This is a genomic window from Paenibacillus sp. FSL P2-0173, from assembly GCF_038008045.1.
GTDB lineage: Bacteria > Bacillota > Bacilli > Paenibacillales > Paenibacillaceae > Paenibacillus > Paenibacillus polymyxa_B.
Map to the genome: position 1 here is coordinate 206,625 of NZ_JBBOYK010000006.1, position 25,796 is coordinate 232,420.

The 25,796-nt window shown below is 51.6% G+C and carries 1 protein-coding gene (only partly in view); it reads right to left on the reverse strand.

Annotated elements, in window-relative coordinates; genetic code table 11:
• Nucleotides 1-25,796 carry the 5' portion of a non-ribosomal peptide synthase/polyketide synthase gene (locus MKX30_RS25145; RefSeq protein ID WP_341063793.1) on the reverse strand. 16,315 nt of this gene lie to the left of the window's left edge, so only the first 25,796 of its 42,111 coding nucleotides appear in the window; it begins with the start codon at nt 25,794-25,796; its stop codon lies beyond the left edge, outside the window.

Genomic DNA, 25,796 nt, shown 5'->3' on the forward strand with positions numbered 1-25,796 from the left:
CCTCGGGCTACGCCGACACCGCCGATGCACAGCTCACCCGCAACCCCGATCGGCTGCAATTGCTCCGTGCCTTCCTTCACGATGTACAGACGAATGTTTTGAATCGGTTTCCCGATTGGAATGACCGTATATTCCTCTGACGGCTCGCAATCGAAGTACGATACGTCCACCGTCGCTTCGGTTGGACCATACAAGTTGACCAGCTTCGCTCCCGCTAGGCTCGACACGAGCCGTTGGAACCGTGCGACATGCTGTGGTGGCAATGCTTCACCACTGGCAAAGACGTGACGCAACGTACCCAGCTTCGCTTGCATCACTTCCCGTGGCTGCTGCTCCACGTACTCCAGGAACGCATGCAGCATGGCGGGTACAAAGTGCATCGTGCTCACGCCATCGCGGGCAATCGTGTCGACGATGTCTTCCGGGTTCTTTTCCCCACCCACCGACAGCAGGCTTACCTTTGAGCCGACCAGCGACCACCAGAACAGCTCCCACACCGACACGTCAAAGGTGAAGGCGGTCTTTTGCAGGATCGTATCTTCCGCACTCAAGCCGTAACGATCATGCATCCACAAAATCCGGTTCAGCACAGAATGGTGCTCCACCATCACGCCCTTCGGTTTCCCAGTGGAGCCAGAGGTATAGATGACATAGGCTACATGGTGCGGTCCGGCCAGTGGCTCCAAATTCGAGCCATCTTCGTGGTAAATGTCCTCGCGATCCAGCAACAGCACCTGGCCGTCGAAACTCAGTGATGCTTGCTCCGCCAGATGCGATTGCGTCAGTACCAACTTCGCTTCCGAGTCCTCCAGCATAAAGCGGATACGATCCGCTGGATAGTCTGGATCGATGGGCACGTAGGCTCCGCCTGCCTTGAGGATCGCGTAGATGCCTACGATCATGTCCAGCGAACGGTGAACTAGTATGCCTACAGGCTGATCCGGTTCAACACCTTCCGCACGCAGCGTCCGAGCCAAACGGTTCGCGCGTTCATTCAACTCCGCGTAGGTCAACGATTCCGCTCCGCACAACACTGCCACCTGATCCGGTGTTCGTGCCGCCTGCTGCTCAAACATTGCACTTAGCGTCTGATCCTGCGGATAAGCTGCCGCCGTATTTCCCCACACCTGAACGATCTGCGCCTGTTCTTCCGGTGTCACCAATTCCAGATCATTTACTCGGATATGCGGATTGTCGATAATTTGCTCGATGACATGCAGTACATGTCCTTGCATCCGCTCTATCGTAGACCGATCGTATACATTGGCGTTATATCTGAACATGATGCGGAAAAGCTCATCGGGCATCACAATCAAGTCCAGATCATAGTTCGTTTGCTCGACAACCTCTACATTCGTAATTTCAAAAGCGGACGGACGAACTTCACCCAGCTGCTCAACTTGCTCCTCTACCGGATAATTCTCAAATACCATAATGTGGTTAATCAGATTTTGCTTCTGCTCCGTCAGCGCCTGAATCTCGTATAGCGGGAAGCTGTCATAGGTTCCCGAGGTCAGTGCCTGTTCCTGCGTTTTCCGCATCACTTCCACAAAAGTGGCATTCCGTTCACTTTGAATCCGCACCGGGATCGTATTAATGAACAAACCGATCATATGCTCTACGCCGGCAATATCTGTTGGACGTCCAGATACGACACTACCGAAAATAACATCCTCATTGTTGTTATATTTCTGCAAAATAAGGCCCCACACGCTCTGCATCAGCGTATTAATCGTGACCTGCTGCTGCTTCGCAATCCGGTGTATGGCTTCGCTCCACGTTGGATCCAGATCTACCGTCATTTTTTCAGAAATATATTCGCTAGTCTCACTGGCAATAGTGGATGGAACATGTTCCTTTTCTTTTTCCTTGCTGTCCGGCGTTGGCTCCTTCCATAAAGCATCTGCACCCGGCAACAACGTTTGCTGTTCAAAGCCCGCCAAATAGCTGCTCCAATAATCTTTTGCCGCACGTTCATCCTGACGTCCCAGCCATTCGATATATTGGCCATACGGTGTGATCGGAGCAAGCTCTGGCTGCTTCTGCTCCAGCAGCGCAAAGTACGTACCAAACACTTCACCAGTAACCAGCGATAAGCACCAGCCATCCATGACAATGTGATGGAAGCTCCATACCAAGTGATACGTTTCTTCATGGGTTTGCAATACCTGTACGCGCATGAGTGCATCGGTTCCGAGATTAAAGCCTCTAGCTTGGTCCTCCAGTTTAAACGCCTGGATATACGCCTGTTGCTCCGCTTCCTGCATGCCGCGTACATCTTGGAAGGAAAGGTCGCTATCTTTGTAACGGAACACGATCTGCAATGGCTCCTGACTGTGCCCTGTCTCAAACATATGGAAATTCGTGCGCAACGCTTCATGACGCTGTGTCAGTACATCCAGACTCTTGCGGAAAATTTCAACATCAAAGCTTCCTTTTTGATCAAACGACGCTTGCTGGAAGTAGGCGCCTGACTGCGGCTCCATCAAGCTATGGAAATGCATCCCCTTCTGCATTGGCGAAAGAGCATATACATTTTCCAGCTCGCCCACAGAAGCCGTTTGCTCCGTCAATTGCTCCAGTTGCTCCAGTGTCAAGCCTTTGAACAATACATCACTTGGTGTTAGCTCACTCCGCTCTTTGGAGGCACAATGAGTGATCACTTCCTGCAAGCTTTCCTGCAGCAGCTGCGCAAAGTTTTCTACATTTTGCTGATGATATACTTTGCGGTCATAGCGAATTTCCAGTGTCAGGGCGCCCGCTGTAATCATTCCGTTCACATTCAAAGGATGCTCCAGTACGGTATGATCACTCATCGGCTCTCCACCTGGATGTGAAGACAGCGTGATATCCCCATTTTCCAAGTCCTGATCAAATTGTCCCAAATAGTTAAAGCTAATTTCAGGCTGCAAGGCAAGGGAATGATGGGCATCATCCTGAGACATATATTTCAAAATGCCGTAGCCAATGCCCTTATGCGGTACATGGCGCAGGTCTTCCTTCACCCGTTTGATTCGCTGCCCTACTTCTGCCTTTCCGTCCACACCCAGCAGCACCGGATATTGGCTTGTAAACCAGCCCACGGTACGGGTGATGTCGATATCTGGAACAATGGCTTCCCGGCCATGTCCCTCCAGATTGACCAGCACACGCTCCTGCCCGCTCCAGTTATATACCGCTGTGCCGAGTGCGGTTAACAGCAGATCATTGACCTCGGTGTGGTACGCACGGTGTACTTCTTGAAGCAACATCCGTGTTTCCTGCTCGCTCCAAGCCACAGTCACAGTCTCACTGTCTCTGATCAGAAAATGCTGCCCTTCCGCTCTTTCTTGATCCTTAGGCAACGATGCAATTTCTATTTGGGCAAGACGCTGCCAATATTCGCGTTCATCTTCGATGGCCGGACTATTCGCATATTGTGATAAGCGCTCTGCCCAAGCGGAGAAAGAGTCCGTTTTATAAGGCAGGCGAATCGCTTCTCCCCGCGCGGCCTGCTCATATCCCGTGGCAAAATCCTCAAACACAATCCGCCATGAAATGCCGTCTACGACCAGATGGTGAATGGCAATCAATAAATGATCTCCATCCATGCAATGGAAAAGCCCCAGCTTCACCAGTGGTCCTTCGTCCAGACGAATGGAGCTTTGGATGGCATTCGCTTTCACCTCAATTGCTGCTGCAACATCTGTAATGTTTTGCACATCCGTCAAATCCACAACGTCCAGACTGTACAGCTGACCTTCGTTCAAACCGCGATTCCACGCTTCATAGCCCTGTTCGGTCTGACGGAAGACTATACGTAGCGCATCATGATGCTCCGTTACCTTGGTCACCGTTTGATGCAATGCGGCTTCATCAAAGCCTTGTGCTCTATATAGCATCACTGACTGATTGAAATAATGCGGCTCTGCTGATGATTGTCCAAAGAACCATTGCTGTATTGGGGTCAATCTAACTGCCCCCGAAACCACCTGCTGATCGGCTGATCGGCTAACTTTGTGTACATGACCACTCAGCAACGAGACGGAAGGATATTGGAACAAATCCTTCATGTCCAGCTTGTAGCCCGCTTGCAGCAAACGGGAGGATACCTGGATTGCCTTGATCGAATCGCCGCCCAGATCAAAGAAATTATCCAAAATCCCGACTCTCTTCGCCCCCAACACGGCCCGCCAAATGGACACTAACGTCTGCTCCAGCGCTGTGCGCGGCTCTACATAGTCCGCTCCGCTTTGCAGGCTGCCTTCTGGTGCTGGCAGGGCCTTGCGGTCGATTTTACCGTTCGGCGTCAGCGGCATCTGCTCCAGCTGGATGAAATACGAAGGCACCATGTAGTTTGGCAGTTCCTCACCCAGTAAGCTGCGCAGCTCACCAGCGCTCACTTCCCTTTCAGCAACATAGTACGCCACCAGTTGGTTTTGCCCCTGCTCGTCCGCTTGTGCCAGTACGATGACCTCTTGTACGTCCTCCACTTTCAAAATTTGTGCCTCGACCTCACCCAGCTCGATCCGGTAGCCCCGGATTTTCACCTGATGGTCGATCCGGCCCAAATATTCGATGTTGCCGTCCGGCATCCATCTCGCCAAGTCACCTGTACGGTACATCCTTTCATAGCCCGCTTCGCCAGCCGCAAACGGATTCGACACAAATTTCTCAGCCGTCAGTTCTGGACGATCCAGATAACCCCGAGCCAGACCCCGACCGGACACGCACAGCTCACCCGCTACGCCCACCGGAGCCAAATGTCCATGCACATCCACCATGTATACCCGATGATTCGGCACAGGGCGTCCGATAGAAATCAGCTGTCCGGCTCTCTCATCCTCGGATACCGGCCAGATGGACGTCGCCACCGAGTTTTCGGTGGGACCGTAGCCATTGTAGTACGCGACCTGATCCTTCCACTTGTACACCAATTCTGTTGAAGATGCAGAACCCGCAGTGAACAGAATACGCAGGTTTGGCATCCGCTCCGGCTCCAGATACACCGCATAGGTCGGCGGCAAAGCGGCCACGGTGATTTGATGATCCGCCATATATTGCTCAAACCGCTCGTAATTCAAAATCGTTTCTGACGTTGGCACATACAACGTGGCTCCGCAGAACAGCGCCTGGAAGATTTCCCAGCAGGCCGCATCAAACGAATAGCTGGCGAACAGCAACGCATGATCCGACGTGCTCATCCGAAGCGTCTGATCAAAATACGTCTTCAGATTGCACAGCCCATGATGCTCGAGCATTACGCCCTTCGGCTGCCCCGTTGTACCCGACGTATAAATGACATACGCCAGATCGTTCGGACCAGACAACGACTCCAGATTGGAATGATCCTCATGGTACACATCCTGCGTTCCATCCAGCACCAGCACGTTACCGTCAAAAGCTGCTTTATCCACCAGATGGTTTTGCGTTAACAACAGCTTCGCACCCGAGTCATCCAGCATATAGCGGATACGCTCCTCTGGATACGTCGGATCGATGGGGACATATGCACCCCCGGCCTTCAAAATCCCGAAGATACCTACGATCATGTCCACCGAGCGCTCGGTCATCAGACCCACCAAACGATCCTTCGTCACGCCTTGGTTACGCAAGGTACGAGCTAGTCGATTGGCGCGTGCATTCAGTTCACGATAGGTCAACTGCTCTCCTTCGAAGAACAGTGCTGTCTGCTCCGGCGTCCGCGCGGTTTGCGCCTCGAACAAGCCATGAATCGTTTGCTCGTTTGGATAGGCTACCGTTGTATTGCCCCAAACCTCGACGATTTGCTCACGCTCCTGCGCGGTTACCATATCCAGCTCATGTACGCGAATGTCCGGCTTCGCTGTCACCTGTTCCAGCAGCTGTACCAGATGACCTCGAATTTGCTCTACACTTTCCCGTTCAAAGGCCAGTGCATTATAACCAAAACTCATGTGAATGGTGTTCCCTGGCAGTACCACCAGGTTAAAGTCATAGTTGGTCTGCTCGACAGACTCGGCTCCGGTGATACTGAAGCTGGACTCATCGTCGTTGCCTAATTGCTCCAATTGTTCCTCTACCGGATAGTTCTCAAAAATAAGAATATGATTGATCAAATCCTGCTTAAGCTCCGACAGCCCCTGAATTTCATACAGCGGGTACGTATCATAGGCATGGGAAGCAATGGATTGCTCCTGGGTTTGCTTCATCACGTCTGAGAATAAGCTGTCCACTTGACTGCGGATGCGTACAGGAATGGTATTGATAAACAAACCTATGATGTGCTCCACATTTGGAATGTCTGCCGGACGTCCAGATACCACGCTGCCAAACACCACATCATCTGTGCCATTATATTTTTGCAGCAAAAGGCCCCACACCGTCTGCATCAACGTATTGATCGTTACCTGATAACGCTTGGCTATGCGCTGAATGCCTGCCGTTAGCTCCGCGCCCAAGTCAAAATCTAGACGCTCCGCCTGATATCCTGTTTTGCCCTGAATTTTAGCCTGTGGCAGGCGGGACTGTTCCTCATATCCTTCCAGAACCTTGCTCCAGTAACCTGATGCGGCCTGACGATCCTGCTGCTCCAGCCATTCGATATATTGACTGTATGGCGTTACAGGGGCCAGTTCCGGCTGTTTATGGGCCAGTATCGAAAAATAACTTGCAAACACTTCATTGGTCACCAGCGACAAGCACCAGCCGTCCATCACGATATGATGGAAGCTCCATACAAAACGGTACGCATCCTCACCTATGCGCAAAACGGCGACACGCATCAAAGCATCCTGCGCCAGATCAAAGCCTCTTTGCTTGTCTTTGCGCGTATATTCGAGGATGTACTCGTTTTGCTGCACTTCCTCCATATCCCGCAAATCTTCCACATAGAGTTCACTGTGCTTATTGCGGTACACGACCTGCAGCGGTTCATCCTTCCAGCCACTGTAGAAGTTCGTGCGCAGTGCTGTATGCCGCTGCACCAATACATCCAAACTTGCCGCAAACGCATCGATATTAAAATGTCCTTGCAGATCAAAGGAGGCCTGTTCAAAATAAGCTCCCGATTGCGAGTCCATCAGATTGTAAAAGAGCATGCCCTTTTGCATCGGCGTCAGCGCGTATACATTTTCCAGCTCACCTATATGTGCGGCCTGGGCTGCCATGTGCTCCAGCTCTCCAGTCGTCAGACCCTGGAAGGACACATCACTCGGCGTCAGCTCCGGCTGTTCCTGAGCGACACAATGTGTAATCACCTCTTGCAAAGCGGATTGCAGAAGTCCCGCCACACGTTCCAGCGTTTCTTTGCGATACTGCTTACGACTGTAAGCGATCGTCAAGCGCAGCGTGCCTTCCGAGATCATCGCATTCAAATCCAGCGTATATTGCAGCGGTGAATGGGCATCCTCTGTCTCCCCTGCGCTATAGGATGACAATGAGATTCCACTGTTTTGCACATCCTGATCGACCTGTCCCAAATAGTTAAAGCTGATTTCCGGTTCTGCTGCAAACGCATGGGACGCAGGAGACAAGTAGCGCCAAGTTCCATACGTCAGCCCTTTATGTGGAATCCGGCGCAAACCTTCCTTCGTTTCTTTGATGTGCTGTGCCAGTGTCATTCCCTTGCCCATTTCCAGCAGCACCGGATACAAGCTCGTAAACCAGCCTACCGTACGTGTTATATCCACCTCTGGCAAGATCGCTTCACGACCGTGTCCCTCCAGGTTCACCAGCACCTGTCCCGCGCCTGTCCAGTTGTGCATTGCCAATCCTAACGCGGTCAACAGCAAATCATTGACCTCGGTGTTATAGGCGCGATGGGCCTGCTTCAGCAGCTGCTGAGTTTCAGCTTCGGTCCACTCTACCGTCAGCACTTCGCTGTCTGCATTCAAGGAGCCCTCATAGGCAAAATCCTTAGGCAGCGGCGCCGCTTCCGCTTTGGCCTGTTCCAGCTGCTTCCAGTAAATTTCATCCGACGCCTCCGCAGGACGGTTGGCGTAAGACGACAGCTCCCGTGCCCATGTTTGGAAGGAATCCGTTTTATAGGGCAATCGTACCGACTCGCCCTTGATCGCCTGTTCGTAGCCAGTCGAGAAATCTTCAAACAGAATCCGCCACGACACCCCGTCTATCACCAAATGGTGAATGGCTATGAGCAAATGATCTCCCTTTGCTGTGCGGAACAATCCGAGTTTGACCAAAGGTCCTGCGGACAGGTCGATGCTGCTTTGGATTTCATTTGCCTTCACTTCCAGCGCTTCCGCATAGGCTACTTGTTCACGGTAGTCTGCGGTTTCCAGCGTATACAACGCGCCTTCATCTACACCGCGTGTCCAAGCCGTATAACCCGAGGAAGTCTGACGGAAAACTGTGCGAAGCGCATCATGATGCTTCACGATGTGATCCATGACTTGGCGAACCGACGTCTCATCAAAGCCCTCGGCACGATAGAGCATGACCGCCTGATTAAAGTGCTGCGGACGCTCGCGCTCCTGCGCAAAGAACCAATGCTGGATCGGAAGCAAAGCGGTTTCCCCTCTCACTTCTCCTTGATCTGCCATACGACTGACCTCGTGCATATGCGGTGCCAGTGTTGCAACCGTTGGATACTGGAATAAATCCTTCATGTCCAGCTTATAGCCGGCCTGGAACGCACGCGATGCGATTTGGATCGCCTTGATCGAATCGCCGCCCAGATCAAAGAAATTGTCCAAAATACCGACAGTCTGTAGTCCCAGTACCGACTGCCAGACCGCTGCCAGAGCACGTTCTTGCGCGGTACGCGGCTCAGCATAATCCGCTCCGGTTTGCAGGCTGCCTTCCGGTGCTGGCAGGGCCTTGCGGTCGATTTTGCCATTTGGACTCAGCGGCATCTGCTCCAGCTGTACAAAGTACGACGGCACCATGTAGCTTGGCAGCTCCCGGCCCAGCTCACTTCTCAGCTCGCTGGCTCCGAGCTCTTGTCCGGCGACATAGTACGCCACCATTTGTTTCTGGCCCGTTTCATCCGCGCGAGCCATGACTACGGCTTCGCGTACCGATTCCACTTGCAGCAGCTGCGACTCGACCTCGCCCAGTTCAATCCGGTAGCCCCGGATTTTGACTTGATGGTCGATCCGGCCCAGATATTCAATGTTCCCGTCCGGCATCCATCTCGCCAAATCGCCTGTGCGGTACATCCGCTCATAGCCTGCTTCCCCGCCAGCAAACGGATCGGCTACGAATTTCTCTGCCGTCAGCTCTGGACGGTTTAGGTAACCGCGGGCTACGCCGACACCACCGATGCACAGCTCACCCGCAACCCCGATCGGCTGCAATTGCTCCGTGCCTTCCTTCACGATGTACAGACGAATGTTTTGAATCGGTTTTCCGATCGGAATAACTCCATATTCCTCATCCGGTTCACAATCAAAGTACGATACGTCCACCGTCGCTTCGGTTGGCCCATACAGGTTGATCAGCTTCGCTCCAGCCAGGCTCGACACAAGCCGTTGGAACCGCGCGACATGCTGTGGCGGCAATGCTTCACCACTGGCAAAGACATGGCGCAGCGTTGCTAGTTTCGCTTGCATCACTTCCTGTGGCTGCTGCTCTACATACTCCAGGAATGCATGCAGCATGGCAGGTACAAAGTGCATCGTGCTCACGCCATCGCGGGCAATCGTGTCGACGATGTCTTCCGGGTTCTTTTCCCCGCCGACTGACAGCAGGCTCACCTTTGAGCCGACCAGCGACCACCAGAACAGCTCCCACACCGACACGTCGAACGTGAAGGCCGTCTTTTGCAGAATCGTATCTTCCGTACTCAAGCCGTAACGATCATGCATCCACAAAATCCGGTTCAGCACGGAATGATGCTCAACCATGACGCCCTTCGGTTTCCCCGTGGAGCCAGAGGTATAGATGACATAGGCTACATGGTGTGGTCCGGCCAGTGGCTCCAGATTCGAGCCATCTTCGTGGTAAATGTCCTCGCGATCCAGCACCAGCACCTTGCCGTCGAAACTCAGTGATGCTTGCTCCGCCAGATGCGATTGCGTCAGAACTAGCTTCGCGCCCGAGTCCTCCAGCATAAAGCGGATACGATCCGCCGGATAGTCTGGATCGATGGGCACGTAGGCTCCGCCTGCTTTGATGATCGCGTAGATGCCTACGATCATGTCCAGCGAACGGTGAACCAGTATGCCTACAGGCTGATCTGGTTCAACACCTTCCGCACGTAGCGTCCGAGCCAAACGGTTGGCTCGCTCATTCAGCTCCGCGTAGGTCAACGACTCCGCTCCGCATAGTACCGCCACTTGCTCCGGTGTGTTCGCTACCTGCTGCTCGAACAGCACACTTAACGTCTGATCCTGCGGATAGGCTGCCGCCGTATCCCCCCAGACCTGAACGATCTGTGCCTGTTCTACCGGTGTTACCAATTCCAGCTCATTCAAACGGATATTCGGATTGTCCACAATTTGTCCGATGACATGGTCGATATGCCCCTGGATACGCTCCATGGCAGACCGACTATACACCAGAGCATTGTATTCAAGCAGGATGGAGATATCCTCGTCAGGCACGACAATCAGGTTGAAATCGTAGTTGGTTTGCTCGGCAAGTGCCACATTGGCAATAGAGAAGCCATTTTGTGCTCTTGTCTCACCGGAACCGCCCATCTGCTTCATCTGTTGCCCGATCGGGTAGTTTTCAAAGACCATAATGTGATGAATCAGGTCTTGTTTTTGTGCAGTCAGTGCCTGAATGTCGTATAACGGGAACGTGTCATAGACACCAGAGGCCAAAGCCTGCTCCTGTGTGCGCTGCAATACTTCTGCAAATGTAGCATCCGGTGCACTGCAAATGCGTACCGGAATCGTGTTGATAAACAACCCGATCATATTCTCCACACCCGGAATGTCTGCCGGACGACCGGATACCACACCACCAAATACAACGTCCTGATGATTATTGTATTGCTGTAAAATAACGCCCCACACGCTTTGCAGCAAGGTGTTAATCGTGACATGTTGTTGCTTGGCCATTTGGTTCAATGCCGCGGTCCGTTCTTTACCCAACATAAATGGCAGCTTTTCTGAAACATAGCCGGAACGGGAACCCGCACCGCTTCCGTCTGGTTCTTCATCCCGTGCGACTACAGAAGCTTGTGCGTTCTCACCAGGCAACAAGGTTTGCTGCTCATAACCCGCCAAATAGTCACTCCAATAACGGGTCGCTTCCTGTGCATCCTGATCTTCCAACCATTCGATATAGTCACTATACGGCTTGACAGGTGCGAGCTCTGGCTGCTTGTGCTCCAGCAGGGCAACATAGGCACCAAACACTTCATCCGTCACCAGCGACAGGCACCAACCGTCCATCACAATATGATGGAAGCTCCATACAAAACGGTAGGAGCTATCACCCGTGCGGAAGACGGTTACGCGCATGAGCGCATCCTTGCCTAAATCAAAGTTTTGAGCTTTATCCTGGGCCACAAATTCAGCTATAGCGTGCTCACGGCCTCGGACATCCTCATAACGGAAGCTCGGATTTTTATGACGATAGACGATCTGCAACGGTTGACCATACCAGCCGCTGTAGAAATTCGTCCGTAATATAGCATGCCGGCTAACCAGCAGCTTCAAGCTTTCCTCGAATAGGGACGGCTCCAAGTGGCCCTCCAGATCAAAGGTCGCCTGCTCAAAATACACGCCTGTTTCTGCATTCATCAGACTATGGAACAGCATCCCCTTTTGCATGGGGGTTAACGGATACATATTTTCCAATTCCCCAACCGTCTTGGTCTGCTCCTTAATCGTATCTAATTGCTCCAGGGTCAGACCTTTTAGCAATACATCACTTGGAGTCAATTCGGTCCGCTCCTGCGTAACACAATGCTCGATCATTTCAAGCAGATTGGATTTTAACAGATTAGCCAGCATGTGGACGGTGTCCTTACGAAAGGCTTTGCCGTTATACCGAATGCCCAGTTCCAGGATGCCGTTCGTTACGATTCCGCTCACATCCAGAGCATATTTCATCTTCGTCCGGTCACTAACGACCGATCCAATCGAGTAAGGAGACATACGCATATCGCTATTTTGCAAGTCCTGATCAAACTGGCCGAGATAGTTAAAGCTTACTTGTGGCTCGGCAAAAACTTGATGTTGACCAAGGTGCTGTGCATCTGCTTGCTGACCAACGGCTTGGCCGGATTCACTCAAATATCTCCAGATTCCGTAGCCCATTCCTTTATTCGGAATATGACGCAGACTCTCTTTGACCTGTTTGATGCGTCCCGACAAGGCGTGATCACGACCGATGTCCAGCAATACAGGATATTGACTCGTAAACCAGCCTACCGTACGAGAAATGTCCATATCCGGCAAAATGTCCTCACGTCCGTGTCCCTCCAGGTTGATCAGGCTGCGTTCATGGCCGGTCCATGTGTACAGCATCATGCCCAAAGCAGTCAGAAGCAGATCATTCACTTCCGTGTTATATGCGCGGTGTGCTTGCTTCAACAGCCGTTCAGTCTCTTCTTCCGTAAGCTGGACGACCACTGTATCCGTGTCAGCCAAGGTAAATGGCTCAGCCTGCGCTTGATCCTCAGGCAAACGCACTTGGTCAGCCCAAGCGGCTGCGTTCAGTTGCTCCCAGTAGGTGTGTTCACTGTCCATAGCTGTGCTATTCGCATAGGTGGAAAGTTTTTGTGACCAGGAACGGAAGGAATCCGTTTTGTCCGGCAGCTGAAGCACTTCCTGATGAACAGCCTGTTCATAGGCAGTAGCCAAATCCTCAAACAAAATACGCCAGGATACCCCGTCCACCGCCAAATGGTGAATCACTATCAGCAGATGATCCCCATCGGCACAGTGGAACAAACCAGCCTTTAACAGCGGTCCTTCTTGAAGCTGGATACTGCTTTGAATTTCGGTGGATTTCGCTTCAATTGCCGCGCTGAGCATGGCTTCATCCGTCAAATTTCTAAAGTCCAGCACGTCCAGGTGATACAGCTCGCCTTCCTGTATTCTGCGGTTCCACGCTTTATAGCCTTGCTCGGTCTTGCTGAACACCATCCGCAGAGCATCGTGGTGCTCCGTCAGCTTGCCAAGCGCCTGACGCAAAGCAGCTTCGTCAAAGCCCTGCTCCCGGTGCAGCATAACGGCCTGATTAAAGTGATGCGCATCCACTTGCTCCTGTGCAAAGAACCCGTGCTGGATCGGAAGCAACGCCGTATCTCCGCTCACTTCTCCCTGATCTGCCATACGACTGACCTCGTGCATATGCGGTGCCAGGGTTGCGACGATGGGATAGCGGAACAAATCCTTCATGTCCAGCTTGTAGCCTGCCTGGAACGCACGGGACACGATTTGAATCGCCTTGATCGAATCGCCACCCAGGTCAAAGAAATTGTCCAACATTCCGACGGTTGGCACGCCTAGGACGTATTGCCAGACCGCTACGAGTGCCCGTTCCGGTGCAGTGCGCGGCTCTACATAATCCGCTCCGCTTTGCAGGCTGCCTTCCGGTGCTGGCAGGGACTTGCGGTCGGTTTTACCGTTTGGTGTCAGCGGCATCTGCTCCAACTGAATGAAATACGACGGCATCATATAGCTTGGCAGCTCCCGCCCCAGCTCATGTCTCAGTTCACCGGCTCCAAGCTCTTGACTCGCGACGTAGTACGCCACGAGCTGCGTTTGACCCGTTTCGTCCCCACGGGCCATGATGACCACTTCTTGTACCGAATCCACCTGCAACAGCTGCGATTCGATCTCACCCAGTTCGATCCGGTAGCCCCGGATTTTTACCTGATGGTCCATCCGCCCCAAATATTCAATGTTGCCGTCCGGCGTCCATCTTGCCAAATCGCCTGTATGGTACATCCGCTCATGGCCTGCCTTGCCACCAGCAAATGGATTATTTACAAATTTCTCAGCCGTCAGTTCTTCACGTTTCCAATACCCACGGGCTAATCCTTCCCCTGCAATACATAACTCGCCCGGCACACCGACGGGCTGCAACTCTCCACTCGCATTCATGATATAGATTTGGGTATTCGCGATGGGACGTCCGATATTAATGTCTTGAGCATGGGTCAGTTCCTGTACGGCCGACCACACCGTCGTTTCTGTAGGTCCGTACATGTTATAAATGCGGGGACCGTTTATTTCTTGCAGTGCTGCGAGCAGCTTGGACGGAAGGGCTTCACCCCCGACCATAATGACCTTCACGTTTCGCAGCGCGCGGGAACCTGCTTCATGACCCAGCAGCATTTGCAGCCGGGATGGGGTCATTTGCAACATCTCAATAGAATGTTGAGTAATCAACTCACCAAGCGCCTGCGGATTCACCTGATGCTGGCGGTCGCCAAGCACAACAGACATTCCACCCAGCAGGGGCAGGATGGTTTCCAAGACGAAAATATCGAATGAAATGGTCGTGAGTGACAAAATGGTTTGGCTCGTTTCAAAGTCAATGGCTTCGCGCATCCCGGTAATAAAGTTGAGTACCGAGCGATGCTGGAGCATAACTCCTTTCGGATTTCCAGTCGAACCCGAGGTATAGATGACGTAAGCCAAATGCTCTGGGCGGGCAATCGTCTCCAGGTTGCTACTTTCTCCCTGATACAATGCGGCATCCTCAAGAAACATGGTATTGGCATGGCAATGGTGCTCTTCTGCCAGCTCACGACTGGTCAGAAGCACTGCGGCCTCGCTGTCTTCCAGCATGTATTCAATACGAGAGGACGGAAATTCGGGATCGATTGGCACATAAGCACCACCTGCTTTGAGAACGGCCAGCAGACCTACGATCATTTCCACTGAGCGCTGCACCATCAGACCGACCAGCTTGTCAGGTCCTACTCCCTGGGCTTGAAGCATTCGGGCCAATGAATTTGCCCGTTCATTCAGCTCCCGATAAGTCAGACTCTGATTTCCAAACACCAATGCCACTTGGTCTGGCGTACACTCCACCTGATCCTCGAACAGCTGATGGATCGTCTGTTTGGACGGAAATGCACAAGCAGTGTCATTAAATGCTGCTGTAATCTGTTGCTTTTCCGCTGCTGTGACCAATTCCAACTCTTCAACCCGAACATTTGGGTTGAGCGAAATTTGCTCCAGGAGGCGGGTAAAATGTCCATACAGACGCTCAATGCCTGCTTGATCAAAGCAGAGCGTATTATACATAAACCGAATCTTAATACCTTCTCCCGGCATAACAGCTACGTTCAGATCGTAGTTGGTTTGCTCTGTAGCCACCACATTCGAAATCGTGAATGGTTCCTGTCCTTTACCTCCCAGCTGCTCTACCTGCTGCTCCACCGGATAATTTTCAAATATCATAATATGATTGATTAAATCCTGCTTCTGCTCGGTGAGTGCTTGAATTTCATACAGCGGGAAGGCATCATAGGCATTGGAAGCCAGTGCTTGCTGCTGTGTTCGTTTCATCAGCTCGTTAAAGGCTTCGCCCTCTTCAGACTGCACACGCACTGGAATCGTATTAATAAATAGCCCGATCATGTGCTCCACACCTGGAATATCGCCTGGACGACCAGACACTACGCTACCGAACACGACATCCGAACTGTTGTTATATTTTTGCAACAGAACGCCCCATACGGTCTGAATCAACGTGTTGACCGTCACCTGATTTTGCTTCGCCACCCGTTCGATCTGAGCAACCAGCTCCGGCTGGAAGTCACATTCCAGATCTTCAGCAACATATTCCCCATCTTGCATCGATTTAGGCTGTGTTTTTTGCTGAGGAAGCGTAATTTGCTGCTCGTAGTCTGCCAGATATCCACGCCAGTATTGCAAGGCTGCCTCACGGTCCTGACGCTCCAACCATTCAATAAATCGACTAAACGGCGTGACAGGCTCCAGCGTTGGCTCATGACCCGCACGCAGTGCCAGATAGCTACCGAATACCTCCTGTGTCATAAAGGACAAGCACCAGCCATCCATCAAAATGTGATGGAAGCTCCAAACAAAGTGGTACGTATCATCCCCGGTTTGCAAAATGGAGACACGAATGAGTGCATCCTCTGCAAGATTGAATCCTTTCGCTTTATCCTCGATGACAAAAGCTTCAACACAAGCTTCTCGTTCCTCTTTTTCTAGTCCGCGCAAGTCTTCATAATATAATTGCCCGCTACGATTACGGAAGACGACCTGCACAGGTTCATCCTTCCATGAACTGATAAAGTTCGTCCGTAACGCCTCATGACGCTGTACGAGCAAATCAAAGCTTTTGCTGAAAGCAACCACATCAAAACATCCATTCAATTCAAAGGTTGCCTGCTCAAAATAAGCTGCCGAACTCTCATCCATTAGACTGAAGAAGAGCATGCCCTTTTGCATCGGCGTCAAAGCATACACATTTTCTAGTTCACCCATATCTTGTGTATCTTTCACCAATTGCTCCAGCTCGTCCAGCGTTACATGTTTTAACAAGACATCACTTGGGGTCAACACCGTTCTTTCCTGCGCAATGCAATGGCTAATCACCTCACGCAAGCCGGATGCCAGTAGTTCTCCAAGCCGTGCAATCGTTTCGTGCCGGAATTGTGTGGTACCGTAGCGAATAGTGAACATCAGCTCGCCATCCTCGATTAATCCATTGATATCTAGTGCAAAATCCATAGCCGCGTTCGTGCTAACAGGCACACCAATGGAATAGGAGGAAGGCTTCAGATCGTTACCTTTATAATCCTGATCGAATTGGCCCAGATAGTTAAAACTGATCTCAGGCTGAGTCTTTAACTGCACGCCTGCTTTCTCCAGAACATTCATATCTGACAGGTATCGCAAAATACCATAACCGATGCCTTTTTGCGGAATATGACGCAGCCCTTCCTTGACCCGTTTAATCAGCCGAGCGGTATTTCCACCTTGTCCCAGACTTCCATCCAGTACAACCGGAAATTGGCTCGTAAACCAGCCGACTGTGCGCGTAATATCCACGTCGGGTACAACGGCTTCCCGTCCGTGGCCTTCCAAGTTAACCAGCACCCGTTCGGAACCAGACCATTCATACACGGCTTTGCCGAGTGCGGCCAGCAGCAGGTCATTCATTTCCGTGTTATACGCGCGATGAGCTTGTTTGAGCAGCTGCTCGGTTTCCTGCTTCGTCCAGCTGACTGTCACTACCTCGCTGGCTCCAAGCAGAGCATTGTCATTCGCAAAATCCTTCGGCAGAGGCTTCGCGAGGCTGGCTTCCGCCTGTTCGATATGCTGCCAGTATGCAAACTCCCGCTCCATCGTCACACTATTTGCGTAGGCTGACAGCTGTTTGGCCCATACCTGGTAGGAATCTGTTTTATGCGGCAATCGGATGGCTGTGCCTGTTTTACCTGCAACGGCCTGCTCATATCCGGCTGCCAAGTCCTCCAGCAAAATGCGCCATGATACACCGTCCACAACCAAATGATGAATCACGATTAGCAAATGGTCGCCTCCAGCGCAATGGAACAGACCGAGCTTCACAAGTGGACCCTCGCTCAAGTGAATGCTCGCTTGAATTTCACTCGCCTTGGCTTCTACTGCGGTGGATTCATCTTCAACTCCGCTAAAATCTACGATGTCCAGCGTGTATAGCTCGCCTTCCACCACACTGCGGTTCCAAGCGGCATAGCCTTGCTCCGTCTCACGGAATACAGTGCGCAATGCGTCATGATGCTGGACAATACGTTCCATCGTACGGCGCAGCGCGTCGACGTCAAAGCGCCCGGCTCGATACAGCATCATCGCCTGGTTGCTGTGGTGCAGATCAACCGGCTGCTGCTCGAAGAACCACCGTTGAATAGGTGTCAGATCTACCTGGCCTACTGCCTCTTCCTGGCTGGCAATCTTGCCATCTGTACGAAGCAAAGGACTGAGTGACGCTACCGTCGGATTGCTGAACAAATCCTTCATGTCCAGTCGATACCCTGCTTGTAGCAATCGGGATGATACTTGCAATGCTTTGATCGAATCGCCGCCCAGTTCAAAGAAGTTATCCTGCGTGCCTACCGTTTCGGCACCCAGCACCCCGGCCCACACTGAAGCTAAAACCTGTTCTACCGTAGTACGTGGAGCCACATAGGCTGCGCCGGTATGGATGCTTCCTTCCGGTTCCGGCAAGGCCTTGCGGTCGATTTTGCCGTTGCTCGTCAGCGGGATCATCTCCAGTCGCATCAAGCGTGCCGGCACCATATGTGCTGGCAGTCCGGCTTCCAGCTCCGCCTGTACCTCCTCGATCCGAAGCTCCGCTTCTCCCGTGATGTATCCGCACAAATACTTGTGTCCGCGTTCGTCCGTCCGGTCGATGACTACCGCTTGACGCACACCCGGCACCCGCTGGATTGCCGTTTCAATCTCGCCCAGCTCGATCCGATATCCCCGGATTTTGACCTGATAATCCATCCGGCCGATAAAGTCCACATTGCCGTCCGGCATCCACCGCGCGAGGTCACCTGTGCGATACAATCGTTCACCCGCTACGTACGGGTTCGCTACGAATTTCTCGGCCGTCAGATCCGCACGGTTCAGGTATCCCCGTGCCACCCCGGCACCGCCAATGCACAGCTCGCCCAGTACGCCGATCGGCACCGGATTCAACTGGCTGTCCACGATGTAAAATCGTGCGTTCAGCCACGCCTGACCAATCGGCACACTGCCGCTGTCCGGCAGCTTCGACAGTTCTTCGTCGTAGAAGCTGGAGTCGATTGCCGCTTCCGTGACGCCATAGCTGTTCATAATGCGAATATCCGCACCAAATCGTTCTTGCAGCACTCGGTAATCCGTCACGCTGCAGCTATCCGAGCTGGTGATCAGCAATTCCAGACCGCTCATGTCCAGCCCGTGTTCATGCACATGCTGCATAAACGGTACAATCAAGGCCGGGGTTGATTCGAACACCGTAATCTGATAGTCGCGAATCCAGCCGTATAGACGGCTTGGGTCAATGCGATCATCTTTCGGACAGATGACCATCGTGCCACCGTTATAGAGCGCCCGCGCGATATCGCCGACGAACACGTCGAAGGAGAAGCTCGCCAGCTGTAACAGGCGTACCGGGAACTGGTTCAGACGGTAATCCCGGCGATAGGCCGCAGCCGTATTCACCAAGCTGCGATGCTCAATCATGACCCCTTTTGGACGCCCCGTTGTACCGGACGTGTAGATCACATACGCCAGATCCTGCGGCTCATTGATATGTTCCACATCCGTGGCATCCCCGGTGTACAACGACTCATCGTCCAGCGCCAGTACGGTGTGCAGACGCAAGTTCGCTGCGGATTCGGATGCTGCTTCGCTATCAGACTCCGAATCTGATTTCAAGCTTAATCCCTCATTAAGGCTGTCTCTTTCCATCGTTTCAATGCTAACCGCCGTTTCCAGCTCACCCTCAGCCTTTCCTTCGGCCAAAGCCCATCGGCTTTCATTCAGCCATGCTTGGGCACGCTCCTGCAAACCTGTTTGAGTCAGTAGCACCCTAGCGCCGCTGTCCTCCAGCATAAAGCGGATACGGTCAGACGGATAATCCGCATCTAAAGGTACATATGCACCTCCGGCTTTCCATACCGCCAATACGCCGACCAGCATGTCCACCGAGCGCTCGCTCAAAATACCAACAATGGATTCGCGCCCAATGCCTTCATTCCGCAATCTACGAGCAAGTTGGTTCCCACGCTCGTTCAGCTCGCGATACGTAAGCTGCCGCTCCTCGTATACAACTGCCACGTGATTCGGCACAAGCTGCGCTTGTTCTTCCACATAGGCGTGGAACAACCCTTCTGATTGCTTTTCATCACTCCATGCAGATACGCCCACTGATCCAAAACCGTCGATGATTTTCGCTTTTTCCGAAGCAGTCACCAACTCAAGCTCATCTACCAGCGCATCTGGTCTGTTAATCGCTTCTTCAATAATATGCAGCAAATGCCCGCGGATTTGCTCTATAGCTGTACGTTCCAATACTCGCGCGTTGTACTCTAAATGGACATGAATTTCATCACCCGGCACAACCGTAATGTTGAAATCATAGTTCGTTTGCTCCGATACGGAAGCATTTGTAATCGTAAAACCATTCTCACCACGGCTACCCATTTGCTCCATACGCTGTTCCACTGGGTAGTTTTCAAACACCATAATATGGTTCACCAGGTCCTGTTTTTGCTCTGTCAGGGCCTGAATTTCATACAACGGATAGGTTTCATAAGCACGGGAAGCCAGTGCCTGCTCCTGTATCTGCTTCATTAACGCAGCAAACGTAATATCTTTCTCACTGTGAATCCGTACAGGAACCGTATTAATGAACAAACCAATCATTTTGTCTATGCCCGGAATATCCGCTGATCTGCCGGATACGACACTGCCAAATACAACATCCCGACTGTTGTTATACCGTTGCAGCACAACGCCCCATGCTGCTTGCAGAAGGGTGTTGACCGTCACTTGCTTTTGCTTAACCAGCTTGTTCATCCGTTCCGTCACTTCGCGGCCCAGTGTAAACGAAAGCTTGTCCGCTTCATATTCTTTAGCGTGACCGTCCAGCTGTTTTGCCTGCGGCAATACCGTCTGCTGCTCGAAACCAGCAAAGTAATCACTCCAGAACCGTTCAGCCTCCGCGTTGTCCTGTCGCTCCAGCCATTCAATATATTCGCTGTATGGCGTTATCGGGACAAGCTCCGGCTTGCGGTCTTCGAGGATGGCAAAGTACGTATTAAATGCTTCCCCCACAACCAGGAACAAACACCAGCCGTCCATCAAAATATGGTGGAAGCTCCATACAAAACGGTACGACTCCTCGCCTGTACGCAAAACAGACACCCGCATCAGCTCGCCTGAGCTGAAATTAAAACCTTCGACTTTGTCACGCTCAGCAAAATCAGCAATGTATGCGTCCTGCTCTTCTTGTCCCATTGAACGCACATCTTCTAAACGGAACCCGGCATGTTTGTGGCGGTACACCACCTGTAAAGGCTGCTCATTCCAGCCGCTATAAAAATTCGTTCTGAATATTTGATGTCGATCCACCAGTTGATTTAAACTTTCGGCAAAAGCCTCCACTTGAAAGCTGCCTTGCAGATCAAATGTCGCCTGCTCAAAGTACGCCCCGGATTTCGGCTCCATTAAGCCGTGGAACAGAATCCCTTTTTGCATGGGTGTGAGCGAATAAATGTTTTCCAGTTCTCCCGCAGCAGCCGTCTGCTCTACAATATGATCCAGCTCTACAGCCGTCAGTCCTTGGAAGGACAAATCGCTTGGCGTCAGCTCTGGCAACTCTTTTTCCACACAGTGAGCCAATACCTCACGCAAGCTCTCCTGAAGCAGATCAGCCAGCTTTTTGATTGACTTTTTCATGAACATTTTGTTGCTGTAGCTGATCGTCAACTCCAGTGCACCGTCCGTGATCATGCCGTTGATATCCAGAGCATACCGCTTGGTTAACGTGTCACTAATGGAAGCTCCGATGGAATAAGGAGACATGCGAAAGGCATTATTCTTTAAATCCTGATCGAATTGTCCGAGATAGTTAAAGCTGATTTCCGGCTCGCTGATAAAAGGTGCTTCCCCTTCCCTGTCAGCAAGATATCTCAAAATCCCGTATCCAATCCCTTTATGCGGCAAACGGCGCAGTCCTTCTTTGACGTTCTTGACACGCCGTCCCACATTCTGTTCCTCGCCCATATCGAGTACAACCGGGAATTGGCTGGTAAACCAACCGATCGTACGCGTAATGTCTACATCCGGCAAAATGGCTTCCCGTCCGTGCCCCTCCAGATTTACAAGCACCTGACGGATGCCTGCCCACTCCTGAATTGCAGTGCCCAGAGCTGTCAGCAACAGGTCGTTTGCTTCCGTATTGTAGGCGCGATGAGCTTGTTTCAAGAATTGTTCCGTTTCTTGTACCGTCCACGCTACTGTCAGTGTCCGATCATCGCGAAGCTGTGGCTTAGCCTGAGATTTACGAGTGTAATCTTTAGGCAAGGATGCCTGACTCTTCCCTGCTTGCTCAATCTGCTCCCAATACGCACGCTCATTCTCCAACGCTCCACTGTTCGCATAAGCGGATAGCTGATCTGCCCACAGACGGAAGGAATCCGTTTTGTTGGGTAAACGGACAGACTCGCCCTGTAAAGCCTGCTCATAACCGGATGCCAAATCCTCTAGCAAAATACGCCAAGACACGCCGTCGACCACAAAATGGTGGATCGCTACCAACAAATGGTCTCCATCGGTGCAACGGAACAGACCCAGCTTCACCAAAGGGCCTTCATCTAGACGGATATTGCTTTGAATTTCGCTGGCTTTGTCCTCCAGCAAATGAGCAAAGTCAGACTCATTTGTAAAATCAACTACTTCGAGGCTGTACAATTCTCCTTCTTGCACGCCACGGTTCCATGCTTCATACCCACCGTCCGCATTTTGGCGGAATACGATGCGCAAAGCATCATGGTGCTCGACAATGCGTTGCAGTGCCTGACGAAGCGCCGTTTCATCCAATCGATCCTCACGATGCAGCATCAGAGCCTGGTTATAGTGTTCAGGATTGGATGGCTGCTGTTCAATGAACCAGTGTTGAATCGGTGTTAATGCCACGTTTCCACTGACTTCTCCTTGATCGGAAACACGGCTCACCCGCTGCACTCGTCCATTCAGCTCAGCAATCGTCGGATACTGGAACAACTCCCTCATTTCCAGCTTGTAACCATTTTGCAGCAGTCTTGAAGACACCTGGATGGCCTTAATCGAGTCGCCCCCCAGATGGAAAAAGTTATCCAGCACACCAATATGCTCAATACCAAGTACAGATTGCCACACAGACACTAGCGTACGTTCTACCTCATTACGTGCCGCTACGTATTCCTCACCGGAATCCACGCTTCCTTCTGGTTGCGGCAATGCCCGACGATCCACTTTGCCATTTGGTGTCAACGGCAATTGCTCCAACTGCACAAAATATGACGGTACCATGTAACCCGGCAATTCTTGGCTCAAGGCACTTCGCAGCTCGCTAGCCGCGATATTCGCAAGGGTGACTACATATGCACAGAGCTGCTTTTGCCCCTGCTCATCCTCACGTGCAATGACGACGGCTTCTTGCACCGCCTCCAGCTTCAGCAGCTGTGCTTCCACCTCGCCCAACTCAATCCGGTAGCCCCGGATTTTCACCTGTGCGTCAATCCGTCCTTTGTATTCCAACGTCCCGTCCTCATTCCAGCGCACCAAATCGCCTGTGCGGTAGCAGCGCTCTCCGCTGCGGAACGGGCTGTCTACAAACTTTTCAGCCGTTAAATCCGGACGGTTCCGGTAGCCACGTGCCACCCCGTCGCCGCCGACGATCAACTCCCCCCATGCCCCGACAGGCTGAAGCTGCATGGAACGGTCTACGACATACGCTGTGGAGTTGTGAATCGGACGCCCAATCGGCACCGCTTCCAATTGCACGCTGGCAATCGCATGAGTTGTAGAAAAAGTTGTATTTTCTGTCGGCCCATAGCCGTTAATGATCCGCAGGGACGGATGAGCCTCCAGCACCCGGTTAATGTGCGGTACGGACAGCACATCACCACCGACCAGCAGTTCTTGTACCCCCTCGAACAGCTCCAAGTCCTGCTGAGATAGCTGGTTAAAGAGCGGCGCAGTCAGCCACATTGTCGTGATACCATGGTTGCGCACGGCTTCCTTGAGCTTTGGAGCGTCCAAAATGACATCCTGACTTACCAGCACGAGCTGTCCACCATTCAATAGCGCACCCCAAATTTCGAAGGTGGACGCGTCAAAGACAACGGCGCCAGTTTGCAAAATGCGTGTATCAGCATCCAATTGCGCATAGTTTGTACTTTTCACCAAACGCACGACATTGCGATGTTCTACCATAACCCCTTTGGGCTGTCCGGTCGTGCCCGAAGTGTACATCAAATAAGCTAGTCGGTTTCCAAATTTACGTTCTTGTTCTCCAGCAGTGCTGTCTACGACAGACGAGGATGATTCATTTGAAATCTCATTTTTCAGATTTGTATAATTGGTATAATCCGCATGATAAGCCCCGTTTTGCTCCCAATGTACGGTATTCAAGCCTTGGTCATTCTCTGCCCCGTACACCTTAGCATCGCTCAGATCCAGTACGATTCCGGTGTATTCCTCCAGTTGCTGTTCTGCATGCTGCACCAGCAGCAACTTCGCCCCCGAATCTTCCAGCAGGTAACGGACACGTTCAGCCGGATAATTAGGGTCAATCGGCACATATGCGCCGCCCGCTTTGAGAATCGCCAACATGCCGACAATCATATCCGTGGAACGCTCAGCAACGATACCTACAGTTTGCTCGGCGGTAACACCGTGTCCGCGCAACGTGTGAGCCAGTCGATTTGCTTTTACATTCAGTTCGCCATAAGTTAAACGGGCATTTCCGAACACGACTGCTGTCTGATTCGGTGTACGTTCAGCCTGTTCCTCAAACAACTCATGAATGCCTGCTTCGTGTGGATATTCCACCGCAGTAGCATTGAATACGTCGACGATTTGTGCCCGTTCTTCCTCACTGATCAGCGACAATTCCTGTATCCGCTTGTGTGGGCCCTGCACCATATGCTCCGCCACACTCAAAAATTGTCGAATAATTCGAGCAATTTCCTGTTCACTAAACAGCTCGGTACGATAATCTAGGTACAGCACGAGTCTATCGTCATCCAGCATTTCAACCATGTGAATATCGAAGTCGTTCACCGTATCTCCGCAGAAATCGTTATCTACCTGCTGAATGGCTTCATCAAACCGGGAGAAACTCAATGTACGATACTGGATGGAAGCACCAAACAGACGCTGAATGTCCAGACTGCTTTGCTGTTCACGCAAATCCTGAATAATTTTGTTGTATGGGTAACGCTGATGCCGCAAAATGGACGCCTGCTCCTTCCCTACACCTTGCAAGAAGGTCAGCAGTTCGGATTCTGGTTCGACCAACAGACGCGTAGCCACGGTGCTGACGAACATACCGATGGTATCCTTTTCCTTCTTAGACGTACGGTTGGCATAGAGTGTCCCCACGGTTAGGTCCTGCTCTCCCGTCACTTTATGCAAATAAATATACAGAGCCGCCAGGAAGAACGTGAAAATACTAATTTTATGTTCCTCGCAAAAAGCCGTAACACCACGATACAACTCATGTTCCAGTATAAAGCTCTCCCGGCGTGCAGCTGTGCTCAGTGTCAGCGGGTTATATGATTTCAAACCTGTAGTCTCTGGCAAATCGGCAAACTTTTCTGTCCAGTACGTTTTGTCCTTTTGATAACGGTCTGATTGCTCATAGCTTTGCTCTACCTGGATAAAATCCAGATATGGATTGCCTTTGGTCGGTGCATCTTGACCTGTACCATGCACAATATCCATATAATGTCCGGTGATTTCATTAATGGCCTGATTCATGGACACACCGTCTGAAATAATATGATGCATTTTAAAATTAAACCATGTTTCTTCTGCTGCGAGCTGCAAGATAACAAATCGGTACAGCTGCGAATCCAACAATGAGAATGGCTGTGGATTATGGCGCTTTAACCATACATTCGCTTCTTCCGGGGCAACTTGGAGCGTTTCTATATTTTCCGCCGTAAACGGCTCTACATATTGATATGGAATCCCATCCTGAGCAGTGATCTTGATACGGAAAGAATCATTTTGGGCAATCACCCGGTTCATTGCTTGTTGCAAGGCATCTATACGAACAGTTCCCCTGATTTTTACTGTTGCAATAATTGTTGATGTGTTCCGATTAGGATACAGAAGCTCCGTATACCAAATCCGTTGCTGTGGCTGGCTTAGCGAAAATAATTGAACATCTTGCTGTGTCAT